General features: G+C 70.3%; 18 protein-coding genes. 4 read left to right on the top strand and 14 right to left on the bottom strand.

Annotated features, from left to right (window positions below; genetic code table 11):
* The first annotated feature begins 5 nt into the window (after positions 1-5).
* The gene (locus HNR01_RS24750; RefSeq protein WP_183670449.1) at positions 6-659 is read left to right on the top strand and encodes a hypothetical protein; all 654 of its coding nucleotides are present in this window, start codon (positions 6-8) and stop codon (positions 657-659) included.
* A 25-nt stretch (positions 660-684) separates the two neighbouring features.
* On the opposite strand, the gene fliP is transcribed toward HNR01_RS24750, so the two are convergent.
* The 10 genes from fliP to flgB are packed head-to-tail and all read right to left on the bottom strand — an operon-like array spanning position 685 to position 7,008.
* Positions 685-1,464: a flagellar type III secretion system pore protein FliP gene (fliP, locus tag HNR01_RS24745; RefSeq protein WP_183670386.1), complete on the bottom strand. Its 780-nt coding sequence runs from the start codon at positions 1,462-1,464 to the stop codon at positions 685-687.
* Complete coding sequence (locus tag HNR01_RS24740; RefSeq protein ID WP_017487342.1) at positions 1,461-1,943, bottom strand: flagellar basal body-associated FliL family protein; 483 nt, start codon at positions 1,941-1,943, stop codon at positions 1,461-1,463. Before HNR01_RS24740 ends, fliP begins: the two co-directional genes overlap by 4 nt.
* A gap of 11 nt (positions 1,944-1,954) precedes the next feature.
* Positions 1,955-2,665, bottom strand: a complete 711-nt coding sequence (flgH, locus tag HNR01_RS24735) for a flagellar basal body L-ring protein FlgH (RefSeq protein ID WP_017487341.1) — start codon at positions 2,663-2,665, stop codon at positions 1,955-1,957.
* On the bottom strand, positions 2,665-3,303 hold the full coding sequence (locus tag HNR01_RS24730) for a MotE family protein (protein WP_246417639.1): 639 nt from the start codon (positions 3,301-3,303) through the stop codon (positions 2,665-2,667). The genes flgH and HNR01_RS24730 overlap by 1 nt, the downstream gene beginning before the upstream one ends.
* 59 nt (positions 3,304-3,362) lie before the next feature.
* The gene (gene flgI / locus HNR01_RS24725) at positions 3,363-4,496 is read right to left on the bottom strand and encodes a flagellar basal body P-ring protein FlgI (protein ID WP_017487339.1); all 1,134 of its coding nucleotides are present in this window, start codon (positions 4,494-4,496) and stop codon (positions 3,363-3,365) included.
* Entirely contained in the window at positions 4,493-4,969 is a 477-nt protein-coding gene (gene flgA / locus HNR01_RS24720) for a flagellar basal body P-ring formation chaperone FlgA (protein WP_096483802.1), read from the bottom strand. The genes flgI and flgA overlap by 4 nt, the downstream gene beginning before the upstream one ends.
* Positions 4,970-5,026: 57 nt before the next feature.
* Complete coding sequence (gene flgG, locus HNR01_RS24715) at positions 5,027-5,815, bottom strand: flagellar basal-body rod protein FlgG (protein ID WP_017487337.1); 789 nt, start codon at positions 5,813-5,815, stop codon at positions 5,027-5,029.
* A 25-nt stretch (positions 5,816-5,840) separates the two neighbouring features.
* Complete coding sequence (gene fliE / locus HNR01_RS24710; RefSeq protein WP_183670384.1) at positions 5,841-6,194, bottom strand: flagellar hook-basal body complex protein FliE; 354 nt, start codon at positions 6,192-6,194, stop codon at positions 5,841-5,843.
* Positions 6,195-6,205: 11 nt separating this feature from the next.
* Positions 6,206-6,619 carry a flagellar basal body rod protein FlgC gene (flgC, locus tag HNR01_RS24705; protein WP_183670425.1) on the bottom strand — a complete coding sequence of 138 codons (414 nt, stop codon included), beginning with the start codon at positions 6,617-6,619 and terminating at the stop codon, positions 6,206-6,208.
* Entirely contained in the window at positions 6,619-7,008 is a 390-nt protein-coding gene (gene flgB, locus HNR01_RS24700) for a flagellar basal body rod protein FlgB (protein WP_183670382.1), read from the bottom strand. The genes flgC and flgB overlap by 1 nt, the downstream gene beginning before the upstream one ends.
* Positions 7,009-7,164: 156 nt before the next feature.
* Here flgB and HNR01_RS24695 point away from each other — a divergent pair, with 156 nt between their 5' ends.
* Positions 7,165-9,822 carry a heparinase II/III domain-containing protein gene (locus HNR01_RS24695; RefSeq protein WP_183670380.1) on the top strand — a complete coding sequence of 886 codons (2,658 nt, stop codon included), beginning with the start codon at positions 7,165-7,167 and terminating at the stop codon, positions 9,820-9,822.
* 32 nt (positions 9,823-9,854) lie between these two features.
* On the opposite strand, the gene HNR01_RS24690 is transcribed toward HNR01_RS24695, so the two are convergent.
* Together HNR01_RS24690 and carA are read right to left on the bottom strand one after the other, a co-directional pair.
* Positions 9,855-10,229, bottom strand: a complete 375-nt coding sequence (locus HNR01_RS24690) for a hypothetical protein (protein ID WP_017487332.1) — start codon at positions 10,227-10,229, stop codon at positions 9,855-9,857.
* Positions 10,230-10,358: 129 nt separating this feature from the next.
* Complete coding sequence (gene carA, locus HNR01_RS24685) at positions 10,359-11,609, bottom strand: glutamine-hydrolyzing carbamoyl-phosphate synthase small subunit (RefSeq protein WP_153876027.1); 1,251 nt, start codon at positions 11,607-11,609, stop codon at positions 10,359-10,361.
* Positions 11,610-11,797: 188 nt separating this feature from the next.
* On the opposite strand from carA, the gene HNR01_RS24680 reads away from it, so the two are divergent.
* Complete coding sequence (locus tag HNR01_RS24680; RefSeq protein ID WP_017487330.1) at positions 11,798-12,256, top strand: GatB/YqeY domain-containing protein; 459 nt, start codon at positions 11,798-11,800, stop codon at positions 12,254-12,256.
* Between the two features lie 120 nt (positions 12,257-12,376).
* On the opposite strand, the gene HNR01_RS24675 is transcribed toward HNR01_RS24680, so the two are convergent.
* Together HNR01_RS24675 and HNR01_RS24670 are read right to left on the bottom strand one after the other, a co-directional pair.
* Positions 12,377-13,543: an L-dopachrome tautomerase-related protein gene (locus HNR01_RS24675; protein ID WP_183670378.1), complete on the bottom strand. Its 1,167-nt coding sequence runs from the start codon at positions 13,541-13,543 to the stop codon at positions 12,377-12,379.
* Between the two features lie 10 nt (positions 13,544-13,553).
* A complete protein-coding gene (locus HNR01_RS24670) occupies positions 13,554-14,543 on the bottom strand; it encodes an SMP-30/gluconolactonase/LRE family protein (RefSeq protein ID WP_183670377.1) in 990 nt (329 codons plus the stop codon).
* Between the two features lie 143 nt (positions 14,544-14,686).
* Between HNR01_RS24670 and dnaG the strand changes: the two genes are divergently transcribed.
* Positions 14,687-16,615 (top strand): DNA primase, encoded by a 1,929-nt coding sequence (gene dnaG / locus HNR01_RS24665; protein ID WP_183670375.1) that lies wholly within the window; start codon positions 14,687-14,689, stop codon positions 16,613-16,615.
* Positions 16,616-16,691: the final 76 nt, after the last annotated feature.

The following is a 16,691-nucleotide window of genomic DNA, read 5'->3' as shown; positions in this document are numbered from 1 at the left end:
GCCGCATGACCTTCGATCGCGAGGACGAGACCTGGATGGTCCGAGCCCGGCCGCTCGGCTCGGTCCTGTGCGACGCCGCCTTCCGCATCGCCGACAGCCTCTATATCGGCCCCGACCATGACATCGGCCCGGCCGATTGGGAGCGGCTGCGGGTTCCCCTCGGCCCGGCGGACCTGCTGTGTTGCGTCCCGCTCCTGACGGCGACGCTCGATCTGCCGGGCCGCGAGCCGGCTCTGGTCGCCCATTACGAGCGACTGATCGCCCTGGCGCGCCAGCACGGCAAGGACGCCGCCCTTGCGCATCCGTTTCCGTATTTCTCGGTTACGCCTCTGCTGCTGGAAGAGGGCCGGGCGATCGTCACCTTCCCCTGGACCGACGACGTGCCGCAGACCGTCGCCATCCTCACGGCGCTCGCCGGTGCGGGCTCCGACGGCGTGCTGTGGGACGATATCGACCAGGGCTGGTTCATCCGCCTCGTCGTCCGCGACGGGACGCTGTTCATCGCCGAGGGCGATCCGGACGAGGGCGCGGATACCCTGCTCCGCGCCGACGCGAAATCAATCGCCGATCAGGCCACCGCGGCGCTGGCGCGGTTGCGGAGCCTGCACGCGCACCTGATCCGCGCCGTCGGGCGCGATCTCTGGACCTGTGCGAGCTGACCGGCCGAGACGCCGATGCCTTGCGTCAGAAGAACGAGCGCACCAAGCCGCTGACCAGCAGGTTCCAGCCGTCGATCAGGATGAAGAACAGCACCTTGAACGGCAGCGAGATCACGGTCGGCGGCAGCATCATCATGCCCATCGACATCACGATGGTGGAGACGATGATGTCGATGACGAGAAACGGCAGCACGATCAGGAAGCCGATCTCGAAGCCCCGGCGCAGCTCGGAGATCATGAATGCCGGGATCAGGATGCGCAGGTCGATCTTTTCCCCCTGCTCGGCCTTGGGGAAGTTGCGGCTCGCCAAGTCCGAAAAAGTCTGGAGGTCCTTCGGGCGCACGTGCTGGGTCATGAACTCCCGGAACGGCTCGACGATCTTGCCGAAGGCCTCCTCCTCACCGATGCGGTTCTCCTGCAGCGGCTTCACGCCCTCGTTCCAGGCACGGTCGAAGGTCGGGGCCATGACGTAGAAGGTCATGAACAGGGCGAGCGAGACGAGGAACAGGTTGGCCGGCGTGCTCTGGAGGCCGAGACCCGAGCGCAGGAACGAGAAGGCGACGGCGAAACGCGTGAAGCTCGTCACCATCACCAGCAGTCCCGGCGCCAGCGACAGCACGGTCAGCAGCGCAACAAGCTGGATGATGCGCCCGGACGCCGCCCCGTTGCCGGGCGGCAGCAGCGCGTCGAGGCCGGGCACGCCCGTGACGCCGCCGGGCGAGGCACCCTGCGCCAGGGTGGCGGTGGCGCTGAGAGCCAGGACAACCCCGGTCAGCGCGAGACGCCGAACCACCCACCTGCTCATTGTACCACCAGCGATTCGACGATGAACTCGCGCACCGCTCCCTTGGTGCGGATCGCGACGCGTTCGTTGAGGTCCTCGCGCAGGTGCTGGAGGCCGCTTGCGCCCTCGATCTGCGCCATGGAGAGCGTGCGCAGATAGGCAAGCGCGTCGGCGCGGATCTCGGCCAGCGTCACGTCGGGGTTCGGCAGGGCCCCGGTCTTGAAGACGACCGAGGATTCGATCCGGATCCAGGCATCGGTCGGTTCGGCGAGGTTGGCCACCACGGAACCGACGCTGCGCAGGGACAGGTCGCCGGTGTAGTTCAGCACCTTCACCGCCTTGTCGGCCTCCTCGCGCTTCTTGAGGTCGACCGACTTCTCGACGCTGCCGAGAAGGTAGACGCCGAGACCGCCCCCGGTGCCGACGGCGACGAGCGTCACCAGGGCGAGCGCTCCGATCCAGCTCTTGCCGCTCTTCTTGCCGTCCTTGGCGTCCGCCATGATCGCCCCCGTCAGAACGGCGCCACGGTCTCGAAGACCTGCTGGCCCAGCGTCGGGTTCTGCACGTCGGTGAGGCGCCCGCGCCCACCGTAAGAGATGCGCGCCTCGGCGATCTTGTCGTAATCGATGGTGTTCTTGCGCGAGATGTCGCGCGGGCGGACGATGCCGGCGACGTTGAGCACGCGCACTTCGTTGTTGACCCGCACCTCCTGCGAGCCCGAGATCACCACATTGCCATTGGGCAGCACTTCCGTGACGACCGCCGCGACGGAGAGGCTGAGCGATTCCTTGCGGTCGATCGAGCCCTGGCCCTTGGTCTCGGTGCCGGAGCGGATGCCGGTATCGGCCGTGGCCGAATCCTTGAGGCCCGAGACGCCGTAGCCGAAATCGAAGCCGAGGAAGCTCTTCTGGCTGCGCTCGCGTTCGGTGGCGTTGTCGAACTGCGCCTTGTCGTTGATGGCGATGCTCACCGTGATGACGTCGCCGACGTCGCGGGCGCGGGGATCCTGGTAGAGCGCGGCGCTCGCCGGACTCCAGGTCGAATGGTAGCTGTGGCGCCCGCCCAGCGCGCCGAAGGTGGTCGGCAGCGGCTCGCGCGGGGCATTGAGCCCGGTGCCGATCGGCGTCAGCACGGGCGGGCGGCCGAGGCGGTCGAGATCGCTCTGGCAGGCGCCGAGCGAGAGGGCGAGCAGGGCCGCCGCGAGGGGGAGGGCAGGGCGCATCACGACCTCTGGTTCTTCTTCTGGGCCGGCGCGGCCGCATCCTTGCGGCCGGATTCCGACATCGCCCGGGCGAGGTTCGCCGCCCGCGCGGCCTCCATCTCCGAGAGGATGGCGCTCGCCGTGCGGGCGTTGAGCTTGGTCAGCAGCGCGGCGGCCGCCTCGTCGGGCATGTTGGCGAGCTGGAGTGCCGCCGCGTCGGGCCGCATCTTGGCGTAGACCGCGACCACGCTCTCGTCGGCCTTGGCCAGGAACTCGTTGCGGCGCTTGAGCCACGCCTCGTACTCGGCCCGCTTCTCTTCGAGGAGCTTGATGCGCTCCTCGACCTGCCGCTCCATCGCCGCGAGCTGCTCCTTCTGCCACGCGAAACGGGCATCCGCCGCAGCGTCGGCGATGTTGGCGCAGTAGCCGGACTTGGCCGGCTCCCTGGCGACGAAATCCTGGGCGGAGACGTCCTTCGGCGCGTCGCGGGCGGCGAGCGCGCGCATGGCGGCTTCTTTCGCCGGATCGGCATGCTCGCCGCCGGCGGCGAGGGCGGCGCCGGAGAGAGCGAGCCAGCAGAGGGCCGCCAGTCCCCGAAGGATCTCGGCCCGGTGACGGGCCGCGATCCGAGGCAAGCGCGAAGGCGCGTCGCCGCCCATGCGGCGGGCCATCCCGGGGCCGGCTTGCCGGGGCTGGGATGACAGGGAAAGAAATGTCGTCATTGGACGACAAGCTCCGCCTGGAGGGCGCCGGCGGTCTTCACCGCCTGCAGGATCGCGATGATGTCGGTGGGCTTCAGCCCGACCTGATTGAGGCCGCGCACCAGCGTCTGCAGGTCGGAGCCGCCGAGGATGGCGAGCTTGCCGCGCTCCTCCCGCGCCGCCACCTCGGTGCGCGGCACCACCACGGTCTGGCCGTTGGAGAAGGGCTCGGGCTGCGACACCTCCGGTGCCTCGGTGACGCGCACCGTGAGGTTGCCGTGCGTCACCGCGACGGTGGAAATCGTCACGTTGCGCCCGATCACCACCGTGCCGGTGCGCTGATCGACGACGACGCGGGCCGGCGTGTCGGGCTGGATCGTCAGATCGCCGATCTGCGCCACCAGCCGGGTCTGCGCCATCTGGCGGCCGCGCATCACCACCACGGCGCGCTGGTCGCGGGCGCTGGCGATGCGCCGGCCGAAGGCCCCCAGCGACCAGGCATTGATCGCGTCCGAGATCTGGGTCGCGGTCTTGAAGTCGGGGTTCTTCAACTCGAACACGAGTTCGGGCAGATCGCGGAAGGTGCCGGGCACCTCGCGCTCCACCAGGGCACCGTTGGGGATGCGGCCGGCGGTGGGCACGCCTTGCGTCAACTGCTCGGCCTGCCCCTGCACCGAGAAGCCCGAGACCGCGAGCGGCCCCTGCGCCGCGGCGTAGACGAGGCCGTCGCCGCCGGTCAGCGGCGTCATCAGCAGCGTGCCGCCCCGCAGCGAGGTAGCGTCGCCCATGGAGGTCACGGTGACGTCGATGCGCGAGCCGGTGCCGGTATAGGGCGGCAGGTCGGCGGTCACCATCACGGCGGCGATGTTGCGGGTGCGCAGGCGCGCGTCGCGCACGTTGATGCCGAGCCGGTCGAGCAATGATTGCAGCGACTGCTCGGTGAACTGCGCGTTGCGCAGGGTGTCGCCGGTGCCCTGGAGGCCGGTGACGAGGCCGTAGCCGAAGATCTGGTTGTCGCGCACGCCCTTGAGCGTGGCGATGTCCTTGATGCGGGTGCCGGCCGCGAAGACCGGACCGGTCATGAACGCGAAGCCGAGCCCGGTGAGCAGGCCCAGCAGAACGGCGAGAAACAGGCGGCGAAGGGGTGTCATTGCGCGCCGATCCGGATGCGGCCGTCGGCCATCACCGTGCCGAGGATGATGCGGTTGGTGTCGGTGTTGCGCACGCGAATGGTCTCGCCGAGGCCGCCGTTCTGCAGCGGTGCGCCCACGGCGGTGATGACGAGGCCGTTCTCCTCGAAGATCATCTGCGTCGGTGCGCCGCGACTGACGAGACGGGGATCGTCCACGGCGTTGACCGGCACCGGCTCGCCCGGCAGCAGCATCCGCCGCGCGGTGCGGCCGGCGATCGCCGCGGCGGCGTCGATCACGGCCGTGCGCGCCCGGTAGGTCGCGGGGTAGGCCTGCATCCGCAGCATCGATTCCTTGATCGTGTCGCCGGGATAGATCGTGACGGTGGGCACCGGCAGCATGAGCTCGGCATTCGCCATGCCTTCGGCGGCGTGAGCCGGGCCGGCGGCGAGGGCGGCGAGCACGAGGCCGCGGAGAAAGGTCTTGCGGAGCATGGGAAATCGCGCCGGAGGAGGGGGCGGGAGACGACGCAGCGGGGGACGCCGCGGGCGCTAGCGGATGCCCTTGGAGATCGTGCCGGCCATCTCGTCGGCGGCCTGGATCACCTTCGAGTTCATCTCGAAGGCGCGCTGGGCCGTGATGAGGCTGGTGATCTCCTTCACCGGGTCGACGTTCGAGCCTTCGAGGTAGCCCTGCTGCAGCCGGCCGTAGCTCACGTCACCGGGATTGCCGACGACCGGCGCGCCGGAGGCCGGCGTCTCGCGGTAGAGGCCGTTGCCGAGCGGTTCGAGGCCCGACTCGTTGGCGAAGTTGGCGAGCGTGAGCTGACCGATGTTCTGCAGCGCGACCTGGCCGTCGATCTTGGCGAAGACCTGACCCGATTCGTTGATCGTCACCTGGGTGGTGTTCTGCGGGATCAGGATCGCCGGATCGACGGCATAGCCTTCCATGGTGACGAGCTGGCCGGCGTTGTTCTTGTTGAACGAGCCGGCGCGGGTGTAGTTGATCTCGCCTGCCGGGCTGGTGATCTGGAAGTAGCCGCGCCCGTTCACCGCGAGATCGAGCTGGTTGCCGGTATTGGCCAGCGACCCCTGCCGGTGCAGGTTGCGGATCGCGGCGGCGCGGACGCCGAGCCCCAGCATCGCGCCCTCCGGCACCGCCTCCTGGCCCGCCTGGTTCGGCACGCCCTGCTGCCGCTCGGCCTGGTAGAGCAGGTCGGTGAATTCGGCCCGCGCACCCTTGAACCCGGTGGTGTTCAGGTTGGCGATGTTGTTGGCGATGACTTCGAGGTTGAGCTGCTGGGCGGACATGCCCGTGGCGGCGATGGCGAGAGCGCGCATGGCGAAAAATCCTTGAAGTGACCGATCAGATCGGCATGCGGCTGAGTTCGAGGTAGGCGGCGACGACCTTGTCGCGGATCGCCACGACGGTCTGCAGGCTCTGTTCGGCGGACATCACCGCCTCGACCACTTGCTGGGCGGTCGCCTTGCCCTGGATGCCGGAGATCGCCGTGGCCTCGCCGCCGCGGATCGCGTCGCGGGCGCTGGCCGCGACCTGGGCCATGACGTCGCCGAAATCGGTGGGCGCCGTCGGGGCGGTCCCGGCGATGCCGGATACGGCGGACGGGCTGAAGGCGGCCTTCTGGGCCGGCGCCGTCTCGGCGAACGAGGTGCCGGCGACCTTGTCGAAGGCGGCGAGCGAGGTGAGGGCTTCGATCATCGCGGGCGGTCTCAGGACTTCAGGAGATCGATGACGCTGGCGACCATCGCCCGGGCCTGCTTGATGACCTGGAGGTTCGCCTCGTAGGAGCGGTTGGCCTCGCGCATGTCGGCCATCTCGACGAGCATGTTCACGTTCGGCAGCTTGACGTTGCCGTTCTCGTCCGCCGCCGGATTGGCGGGGTCGTGCTCGGTGCGGAACGGGGCGGTGTCGGTGCCGATCTCGCGCAGTTTCACCGAGGCGGTGCCCGCGGCCCGGTCGAGCTCGGAGCGGAACGTCACCGTCTTGCGGGCATAGGGGTCGGCGCCCGGCGTGGCGCCGGTCGATTGCGCATTGGCAAGGTTTTCCGAGACGACCCGCATGCGCAGCGACTGCGCTTCGAGGCCGGCGCTGGCGAGCCGCGAGGCGGAGAGCAGGGGATCGATCATGATCCGCTTCTCACCGCGGCCATCAGCATGCGGTGGAACGACTTCACCACCGCCGTGTCGAGGTTGTGCTGGCGGGAGACGTCGCCGGCCTTGAGCATCTCCTGCTCCAGGCTGACGGCGCTCGACGATTCCAGCACCTCCCAGGTCTCGCTGGATTTGGCCTCGCGCACGGGAATGCGCGTACCCTGGGATTCGATATGGGTTTTGGCGGTCGAGGCCATGTCGAGCCCGGTCCGGGCCAGGACCTGGGCAAAGGGCATCACGTCTCGCGCCTTGTAGCCGGGCGTGTTCGCGTTGGCGACGTTGCCGGCGATGGTGGCCTGCCGCGTCGCGAGGTAGCGCGCGTGCTGCGAGGCGAGATCGAACAGGTAGACGCCGGTTGTCATGGCAACGCCCCCATCCGAGGGCCTCCGGAGAAACGCGGGACGCGGGCGGGCCCGAACGGTTCGCCCTGCGTCGGAGGGGAGGTTTAGGTAGGCAATCTTGCACGAGGCTGGCTCGTACCTTGACAGGCCCGCCCCTGGCGGTAGCGCCTGCGGGTGATGGACCAGATCGACGAGCGGGCCGGTGCGGCGGTCTCTGACGTGGACGGCGCCGAGGGGGCGGCACCCCTTCTGCCGGCCCCTGCCCGCTATGCCGGCGGCGCCGGGCCGGGGAGAGGCGAGGGGCTGCACCGCATCACGCCCAACAACCGCTTCTCGCGGGTGGGACTGAGATTTTCCGATCTCCCCTCAGGCCGCTGGGCCTGCCTGGAGTTCGGTCTCGCTTTCGACGAGGACGAGGAGGCGGCGCTCGCCGTCGATGCCGCCGCCGCCGGATTCGAGTTCCTGACAGCGGACGGCTCCAGCCTAGATCTCGACCATGTCCCGGGTCTCGCCCGCAGCCTGCTCGATCCGCAGGTCGCCTGGATTCCGGGGCCGGCGCTGCTCGGGCCCGCGCCGTTCCGCATCGCCTTCCGCGTCCCCGATCAGGCGCGCGCTGTCGTCGTCACCCTGCGCTCCTGGCGCAATAGCCACGATTTCACCGTCGCGGATCCGGTGCTGCGCCCCGATTCGGCCGATACCGGGCCGGCGCCGCGTCGGCGCTTGCTGGGCGGAGAAGGGGTGAGGCTCGGCTTCGCGCTCGCCGAGGAGACCGCCCTCGTGCTGCGCGGTCAGATCTACGCGGCCAGGGCCGACGAGCACGCCGCGCGCGTGCGGCTCGTCTACCGGGATCGGGCGGGGGGAGAGATCGCCCCGCCCTATGCCAACGCGGTCTCCGTGCCGGGGCTGGGGGCGGTCATCAACCTGTCGGCCCAGCCGCAGGCCCGCCGCTTCACCCTGATCCTGCGTCCGCCGCCCGGCGCGGCGGCCGTCGAGCTGCATTTCGGTGTCTGGGAGGATGCGGAGGATCCGCCGGAGGCCGAGTTGATCGGCCTGCTCGAACTGGCGCTCGAGGATGATTTCCGTCTCGAGAGCCTGTGCGAGGACGAACTCCTCGACGCGCCCGCCTTCCTTGCGCGCCTCGCCGACCGGATGGGCCTGCCGGAGGGTACGCCCGCCGCGTGGCTGGCGCGTCCCGGTGCGGGGGCCCCGCCGATCCTCGCCCGCGCCCGCGCGTTGCGGGCCGGGCCGGATCGGAGCGCGCGCATCGAGGGCGACAGCGTGGTCCTGAGCCTTGCCGGCCTGCCGGATTGGGCGTTGCCGGAGGCGCCGGATTGGCGCGAGGACCCGTTCCGCTCCGTGGCGTGGCGTCTTGCCTACCAATCCCTGGCATGGCTGCAGCCGCTCGCCGCTCTCCCGGGCGGCGCGGTTCGTGCCCGAAGCATTGCCGTCGCTTGGTCGCGAGCCAATCCCTGGGGACGGCCGGCGGACGGGCTCAGCCTGCACCCGGCGTCGTTGGCACCCCGGGGCGACGTCCTGGCGAGCCTGATCGCGGAGGGCGACGAGCCCGCCCAAGCCGAGATCGCCGCGGAGGCCGCCCGGCACGGCTTCGCGCTCGCCGAGATCGTCGGGCAGAACGCCCTGGCTCGGGCTCTGCACGGCCTCCAGACGGCGGCCGCTCTCCTCGTGCTCGCGCGGGCTCTTCCCGGTTTCCCTTTCGCCGGGCATTGGGACACGCTCGCCCGCGACGGCCTCGCCCACGGCTTCGACGCGCTCCTGCCCGAGGACGGCGCCTTCGCCGAACCCTCACCCGTGCGGCGTCTCGACCTCCTGAGCCACGGGCTGGCGATTGCCGCGGCCCTCGACGAGTCCGAGCCCGGCCCGACGATCCGCCGCCGCGTCGAGGCGGCGCTGCCGGGGCTCGCCGGCCTGCTCGATCCGGGCGGACGCTTCCCCCCATTCGGCGATGCACCCGCGGGACTCGACCATGCCGGCTGGATCGCCCGGCTCTCGTCGCCCGATCGGGACCTCGTGGCGGAACGCGATACGACACCGCGTCCCGAGGCGCGTACCGCCGGCATGTTCGCGCTGCGCCACGACGCGATGGAGCGCGGCTGGGGACACTTCGCCCTCACCTACGCGGCGCAATCGCCGCACGGCCACCGCGACTGCACTTCCTTCACCTTCGCCACCGGCTCGCGGCGCTGGATCGCGGAGGGTGGCGGTGCCGAGGGTGTCGAGGTCGGCCCGGCCCGCCATCACCTGCTCTCGGCCCGCGCCCACAATGTCGCCCTCCCGGACGGGTGCGAGACCGTGGCCGGTTCAGGGATGCTGACGGCACAGGTGAGGCTCGACGGGGCCGAAGCCATGAGGCTCGCCACCACGGTGCACGGGCCGGACTACGCCCATGCCCGCCTCTTCGTCGTACTCGACGACCTGAGCGGTCTGGCGGTGATCGATCGTTTCGCCCGGCCGGGACGTGCCCTGTCCTTCGAGGGGCGGCTGCATCTTCTCCCCGATACGCTCGTCGCCCTCGCGAGCCCGCGCCGGGCGCTGGCCCAGCAGGACGGGCGGCGGCTCGACGTCTTCGCCGTTCCGCTGAAAGGGCAACCGGCGGGGATGGAAGCCACGATCGGCCGCAACGACCGGCCGCACGCGATGCAGGGCTTCTGCGCGACGGGAGCGGGCGGGCTGAGGCCCGCGCCGGTGCTGCGCTACGCCTTCAGCGGCCGCGACAGCGTCTGCGGCGGCGTCGTCGTCGCCGCGGATACGGCGGCGGAGCAGCGGCTCCTGCGGCTTCTCGCCGACGATGCGGTGAGGCGCTTGACGGAGGCGTGAGTGCCGGTCGAAGCCCCGGCACGACGGCGGGTTCAGAACCCGGCGCTGATGACGGCGACCGCCCGGTCGATCGACAGGTAGAAGACGCCGAAGGCCACCATGGCCGCAGCCGCGAATTCGAGGGTCTGATTCGGCAGGGTCTGGAAGCGGCGCATGGTCTCGCGACCGAAATAGGCCGAGGCCCAGGCCAGGGTCAGCACGGCCGGCATCACGAACAGGTAGGAGAGCGTGCTCTCGATCCGCACCGGTCCGGCCGGGTCGATCAGCGCGCGGATGTTGCGCACCCACGGCGCCGAGGCGGCGGCATAGAGCGTCGTCAGCCACGCGAGGCCGACCGCCACGCCGAGGTGGAAGGTGAACAGGCGATGCAGGCGCGAGAAGTCGTCGCGCGCGTCGTCGAGCGTCATCCGGCAAGCCCCCAATGATACCGGCCGCTGATTCTTGTCCGATCCGGCCATGAACCAGGGGATGGGGGGCAAGGTGGGGTTTTTTGTGACACGGGGACGGCGGCGTTCGGGCCGCCGTCCCCGGGAGTCTCAGGCGGTGGTTTCGGGCCGGTTCTCGCGCATCAGCTTCACGAAGCGCTCGAACAGGTAGTGGCTGTCGCGCGGGCCGGGAGAGGCTTCCGGGTGATGCTGCACCGAGAAGGCCGGACGGTCGGTGAGCGAGAGGCCGCAATTCGAGCCGTCGAACAGCGAGACGTGAGTTTCGACCGCGGTCGCGGGCAGGCTCTTGGGATCGACCGCAAAGCCGTGGTTCATCGAGACGATCTCGACCTTGCCGGTGGTGTGGTCCTTCACCGGATGGTTCGCGCCGTGATGGCCCTGGCCCATCTTCACCGTGCGCCCGCCGAGCGCGAGGCCCATGAGCTGGTGGCCGAGGCAGATGCCGAAGGTCGGCACCCGCTCATCGAGCAGCTTGCGGATCACCGGCACGGCGTATTCGCCGGTCGCGGCCGGGTCGCCGGGGCCGTTGGAAAGGAACACGCCGTCCGGCTTCATCGCCAGGATGTCCTCGGCCTTGGTGGTGGCCGGCACCACGGTGACGTCGCAGCCGGCCTCGGCCAGCAGGCGCAGGATGTTGCGCTTCACACCGTAATCGATCGCCACGACCTTCAGGCCCTGGCCCGCCGCCCGCGAGCCGTAGCCGCCCTTCACCGCCCAGACGGTCTCGGTCCAGGCCGAGACGTCGCGGGAGGTCACCGGCGGCACGAGGTCGAGCCCTTCCATCGGCGCCAGCGCGGCGGCGCGGGCCTTCAGGGCCTCGCGGTCGAACCGGCCCTCGGGATCGTTGGCGATCACGGCGTTGGGCATGCCGCGGTCGCGGATCAGCGCCGTCAGCGCCCGGGTGTCGATGCCGGTGATGCCGACGATGCCCCGGGCCTTGAGCCAGCCGTCGAGATGCGAGGAGGAGCGCCAGTTCGAGGGCTTGGTGACGGCGGATGCGATCACCGCGCCGCGCACGCCCGAGGCCGGGGCCTGATCGAGGCTCTCCAGATCCTCGTCATTGGTGCCGACATTGCCGATATGCGGGAAGGTGAAGGTGACGATCTGTCCGGCATAGGACGGATCGGTGAGGATCTCCTGATAGCCGGTCATCGCGGTGTTGAAGCAGACCTCGCCGTCGGCGATGCCGGTCTGGCCGATGCCGAAGCCCTCGAGCACGGTGCCGTCGGCGAGCACGAGCAGCGCCGTCACCAGCGGCTCGCTCCAAGGTTCCGGCGTCTTGGGTTCCGGGTTCGTGCGCGCGGGATCGGCGCGCAGGGTCGCGTGTTCGTCTTGCAGCATGGGTCCGATCCGGCTTATGTCCGCCGCCTCGCGCGGCCGCATAGCGGGCCGCGGGGCAAGGCGATATCTCGCGGGGCTCATAGCGAGCCGGCCGCGCCCGGGTCAATCTGGGCGCGGAAGCAGCCCTGCGCAATGCCCTGGACAAGCAGGGCGGCTACGCCGAATCATCTGACTGGAGTTCGATCATCATGCTGCGCGAGCGCATCACCGCCGAGATGAAGGCGGCCATGAAGTCCGGCGAGAAGCAGAAGCTCTCGACCGTGCGCATGATCCAGGCGGCGCTCAAGGACCGCGACATCGCCGCACGCGGCGAGGGCAAGAGCGAGACGAGCGAGGAGGAAATCCTCGCGCTGCTCCAGAAGATGATCAAGCAGCGCCAGGAGGCTGCGGGCGTCTACGAGCAGGGTGGCCGGCCGGAGCTCGCGGAGAGCGAGCGCGCGGAGGCCGAGATCATCCAGGCCTTCCTGCCGCAGCAGCTCGACGAGGCCGAGATGCGTGCGGCGATCGCCGACGCCATCGCCGACACCGGCGCCGAGAGCCCGAAGGACATGGGCAAGGTGATCGGCGCGCTGAAGGGCAAATATACCGGCCGCATGGATTTCGGCCGCGCCAGCGCACTGGTGAAGGACGCGCTGGCAGGCAAGTAGGTTGCGGCTCCGCCATCGCGAACGTCAGCGAAGCGACCCAGCGCCGCGACCGGTTCTGAACAGGTGCGGACTGGATCGCTTCGGCCCGGCCTCGCGATGACGGGTGGGACCGGGAGCGGCTCACGCCGGCCCTGCATCGATCCGCATCCGGAAGATCGCGTAGGGCGGCTGCTGCCGGTCGATTCCGCCGTTGTGCTCCGGCCGCCGGTTGGCCTGGGCGGATGACAGGTACAGCCAGCCGTCGCCGGTGATCCAGAACGTGTCCGGCCAGATCAGGCGCGGATCGGTGGCGACGACCTCGATCCGGCCGTCCGGGTCACGCCGGCCGATGCCGTTGAACTCTTGCAGGCTGAGATAGACCCGGTCGCGGGAATCGGCGATCAGCCCGCCCGTGAGGCCTTTCTCGCCGAGATCCGTCACCGTGTCCGCGACCGCCGCATCGTCCTTCGCGGGATCGAGCAGCGCGGCCGTCTCGACCGCGTAGAGGCTTCGGCTCATCAGCGGCGTGTAATACAGCCGCGCGCCGTCGGGGCTCAGGGCGATGCCGTTGGCGCCGCCCTTGATCGGGCTCGTGGTGCCGTCGGCCTCGCGCTTCATCAGCACCCGGCCCTCGACGATCTTGAGGATGCCGTCGACCGATCGCGTGCTGGCGTGGCCCGCGAGCCGCCGCACGGCGCGGCCGCTCGCGAGATCAACGGCGATCAGTGCGCCCTCGCCGGTCTGGCCCTGATCGGTGAGGTAGGCGACTTCGCGCCCGGGCCGGACATCGACCCGCAGGTCGTTGAGCGAGGAGGTCTTCGTCACGACCGGTTGCAGGGAGATCGTGCGCACGATCGCATCGGTCGCCGGATCGATGCAGACGAGCTTGGCCGCGCCGGGCACCGGCTCGCCGGAGGAGGCCATCAGGCCGGCATCGAGCAGCCAGAGACGATTCCTCCGGTCGAAGACGCCGTTGGGAACGTGGAACAGGGTCTCGGCCGGGCGGGCCGGGTCGGGTCGGTTCGCGGCGTCGCTCGGATAGGCCGCGACCCGACCGTCAGGAAACAGCTCGCCCGCCGTGAAGACCGTCTTCTCGTCGAAGCGCGGCATGAACAGGAACATCCTGCCGTCGGACGAGAGCGTCAGCCCGGTCGGCGTCGTCGGCGCCCGGGCACCGACGACCAGATCGAGGATGCCGACCGGATCGGACGCCGGTTGGGCGCTGACCGGCCTCGCTGCCATCGTCCGCGCGGTGGCGAGAGCCGCGGTGCCGGCCAGCAGCGTGCGACGGGCGAAACGAATCGTCATGGGCGGCGCCTCACGCGCGGACCGCCGCGCCGCGAACCTTGGTCTCGACGGCGAGCACTCTCTTGCCGGCGCAGAGAAACAGCTGCCGTCCATCCGGACCGCCGAAGGCGACGTTGGCGCAGGGCCCCTCGGTCGGGATGTGGCCGAGCGGGCGGCCGTCCGCCGCCCAGATCCTCACGCCGTCGCCGGTCCCGGCATAGACGCGGCCATCGGTATCGACCTTGATCCCGTCCGGCACGCCGTTCGTCACGTGCGCGAAGACGCGGTCATTGGACAGCCGGCCGTCGGCGACATCGAAGGCACGAATCTCGCTCGACGTATTCGCTCGGGCTACGGTGCCCGCCTCGCTGACGTAGAGGGTGCGTTCGTCCGGCGAGAAGGCGAGGCCGTTGGGCTGTACGAACCGATCCGTCGCGACGGTGAGGCGACCGTCGGGCGCGAGACGGAAGACGAAGCGTCCCTTCTGCTCGGAAGCGCGCGGCTGACCCTCGTCGGCCTGCGTGATCCCGAAGGTCGGATCGGTGAACCAGACCGCGCCGTCGCGGGCCACGATCACATCGTTGGGCGAGTTGAGCCGGCCGCCGTCGAATCGCTCGGCCAGGACGGTGAGCGCGCCGTCCGCCTCCCGGCGCACCAGGCGCGAGGTGCGGTGCTCGCAGGTGAGGAGGCGGCCCTGCCCGTCGAGGGTGTTGCCGTTGGCATTGTCGGAGGGTTCGCGGAACACCTCGGCGCGTCCGCCCCGGCGAATGACCATCATCCGGTTGCGCCGGACGTCGCTGAAAACGAGGCCGCCGAGGGCCGGCGCCCAGACCGGCCCCTCGCACCACGCCCCGTCATCGTAGAGGGTTTCCACCCGGGCGGAGGGATCGAGCACGGCGGACAGGTCCTCGGCGGCCTCCGCCTTACAGGCGAGTCCGGGGACGAATGCGCCCAGCAGGCCGAGGCCGAGGAGCGGGCGGCGGGCGATGCCGCGTTGCGGAAGAGGCAGGGTCACTGACATCGAGCCGCCAACGCATCGCTCGGGCGAAAGCTCCGCGCCACGCTTTAAGACTCGGGCAGGCCCTCTCGGCTACACTGCGCGGCCGAGGCCGGTCCTCGTCGTCCAAGTGATCCCTCACCCGATCCGCTTCCGGCAGAGCCCCCGTGCGCTACCCGCCCCACATCCTCGAAGAGATCCGCGCCCGCGTTCCCACCTCCGAGGTGGTCGGCCGCCGCGTGCGGCTGAAGAAGGCCGGCCGCGAGTGGCGCGGCCTGTCGCCGTTCAATTCCGAGAAGACTCCCTCGTTCTACGTGAACGACCAGAAGCAGTTCTATCACTGCTTCTCGTCCGGCAAGCACGGCGACATCTTCCGGTTCGTCATGGAAACGGAGGGCCTGAGCTTTCCCGAGGCGGTGGAGCGCCTCGCCGGCGAGGCGGGCGTCGCGTTGCCGAAGATGACGGTGGAGAGCGAGCAGGCCGAGGAGCGGCGCAAGGGCGCCCTCGAAGTCATGGAACTGGCTGCCGCCTATTTCGAGGAGCAGCTGCGAGGGGCAGCCGGCGGCGAGGCCAGGGCCTATCTCGACCGGCGGGCCCTGGGCGAAGCGACGCGCAAGACATTCCGGCTCGGCTACGCGGTCTCCGGCCGCTACGCCCTGCGCGACTTCCTCGCGGGCAAGGGCGTCGATCGCGACCTGATGCTCGAGCTCGGGCTGCTCACGGCCCCCGAGGGTGTGAGCGTGCCCTACGACAAGTTCCGCGACCGGGTCATGTTTCCGATCCTCGACATCCGCGGCCGGGTCGTCGCCTTCGGCGGTCGGGCGATGCAGGCGGACGCCAAGGCGAAGTACATGAACTCGCCGGAGACGCCGCTCTTCCACAAGGGGCGGATGCTCTACAATCTCCACGCCGCCCGGAAGAGCGCGCATGACCGCGGCCGGATCATCGCGGTGGAGGGCTATGTCGACGTCATCGCCATGACGCTGGCGGGCTATCCCGAGACGGTGGCGCCCCTCGGCACGGCGCTGACCGAGGATCAGCTCGCCCTGCTCTGGCGTCACGCCGACGAGCCGATTCTCTGCTTCGACGGCGACGGCGCGGGCCAGCGCGCCGCCTTCCGCGCCCTCGATGTGGCCCTGCCGATGCTGGAGCCCGGCAAGTCCCTGCGCATCGCCATGCTGCCCCAGGGCCAGGACCCGGACGACCTGATGCGCGCCAGCGGTCCCTCGGCGATCGAGGCGGTGCTCTCGGGTGCGCGACCTCTCGTCGAGATGCTGTGGGCCCGCGAGACCGAGGCGGCCACCCTGGACACGCCGGAGCGCCGGGCCGGGCTCGCCCGAACCCTCAGGGAGGCGGTGGCCGGAATCCGCGACGAGACCGTGCGTCGCTTCTACCGCGACGACATCGAGGAGCGCTTGCGGGGATTGTCCGGCGGTCAGGCGCGGGAGTTTTCCGGCGGACGATCCGGAGGTTCGGCCGGCGGGCGGGCCGCCGGACCGCGCGGCGCGCCGTTTCAGCGCCGGCCGCGGCCCGGCGACCCGCCGCCCTCGCCGCGCATCACCACCGGATTCAACCCGCTCCTGAAGACGGCAGCGCCGGTGCCGGCCGCGGGAGGGCGGGCGGCCAAGCGCGAGGCGATGATCGTGATGAGCCTGCTCGCGCATCCCGAGCTGCTCGGAATCGAGGAGGAGGCTCTCGCCGCCCTGGAACTCGTCAACCCGGACGCCAGCGCGCTGCGCACCCTGCTGCTCGACCGGGCGGCGGAGGCCGGCACGCCGGAGCCCGAATTGCTGGAGGCCCGGCTGCGCCGGGCCGGGCTGGAGGAGGCGCATGCCCGGCTGCTCGGCCTGGTCAATCCCGGCGACCGCTGGATGCTCGATCCGAACGCCGATCCGCAGCGCCTGGAACATACGCTGCATCAAGCCGTGATCTTGCACCGGCAGGCAGGAGCGCTACATAGCGAACTCCACCAAGCTGAGAGAGCTCTTGCCGAGGATGGGTCCGAGGCCAATTTCGCTTGGCTGTGCGACGTACAGCAGCAATTGGCTGTGATCGCCGCGGCCGAGGCGGAAGCGGAGGTCTCTCAGGATGAATGAATTCGTGCCGGCGTGACCGGAGGGTGACGGCGGCGGGACGCCGACTTGGTTAACGGTCGGTCAACGCACGGCAAGT

Origin of the sequence: Methylorubrum rhodesianum (assembly GCF_014199985.1) — a bacterium.
Taxonomy (GTDB): Bacteria; Pseudomonadota; Alphaproteobacteria; order Rhizobiales; family Beijerinckiaceae; genus Methylobacterium; species Methylobacterium rhodesianum.
Note: the sequence above shows the minus strand (reverse complement) of the source record. Positions and strands in the feature narration are given on the sequence as shown.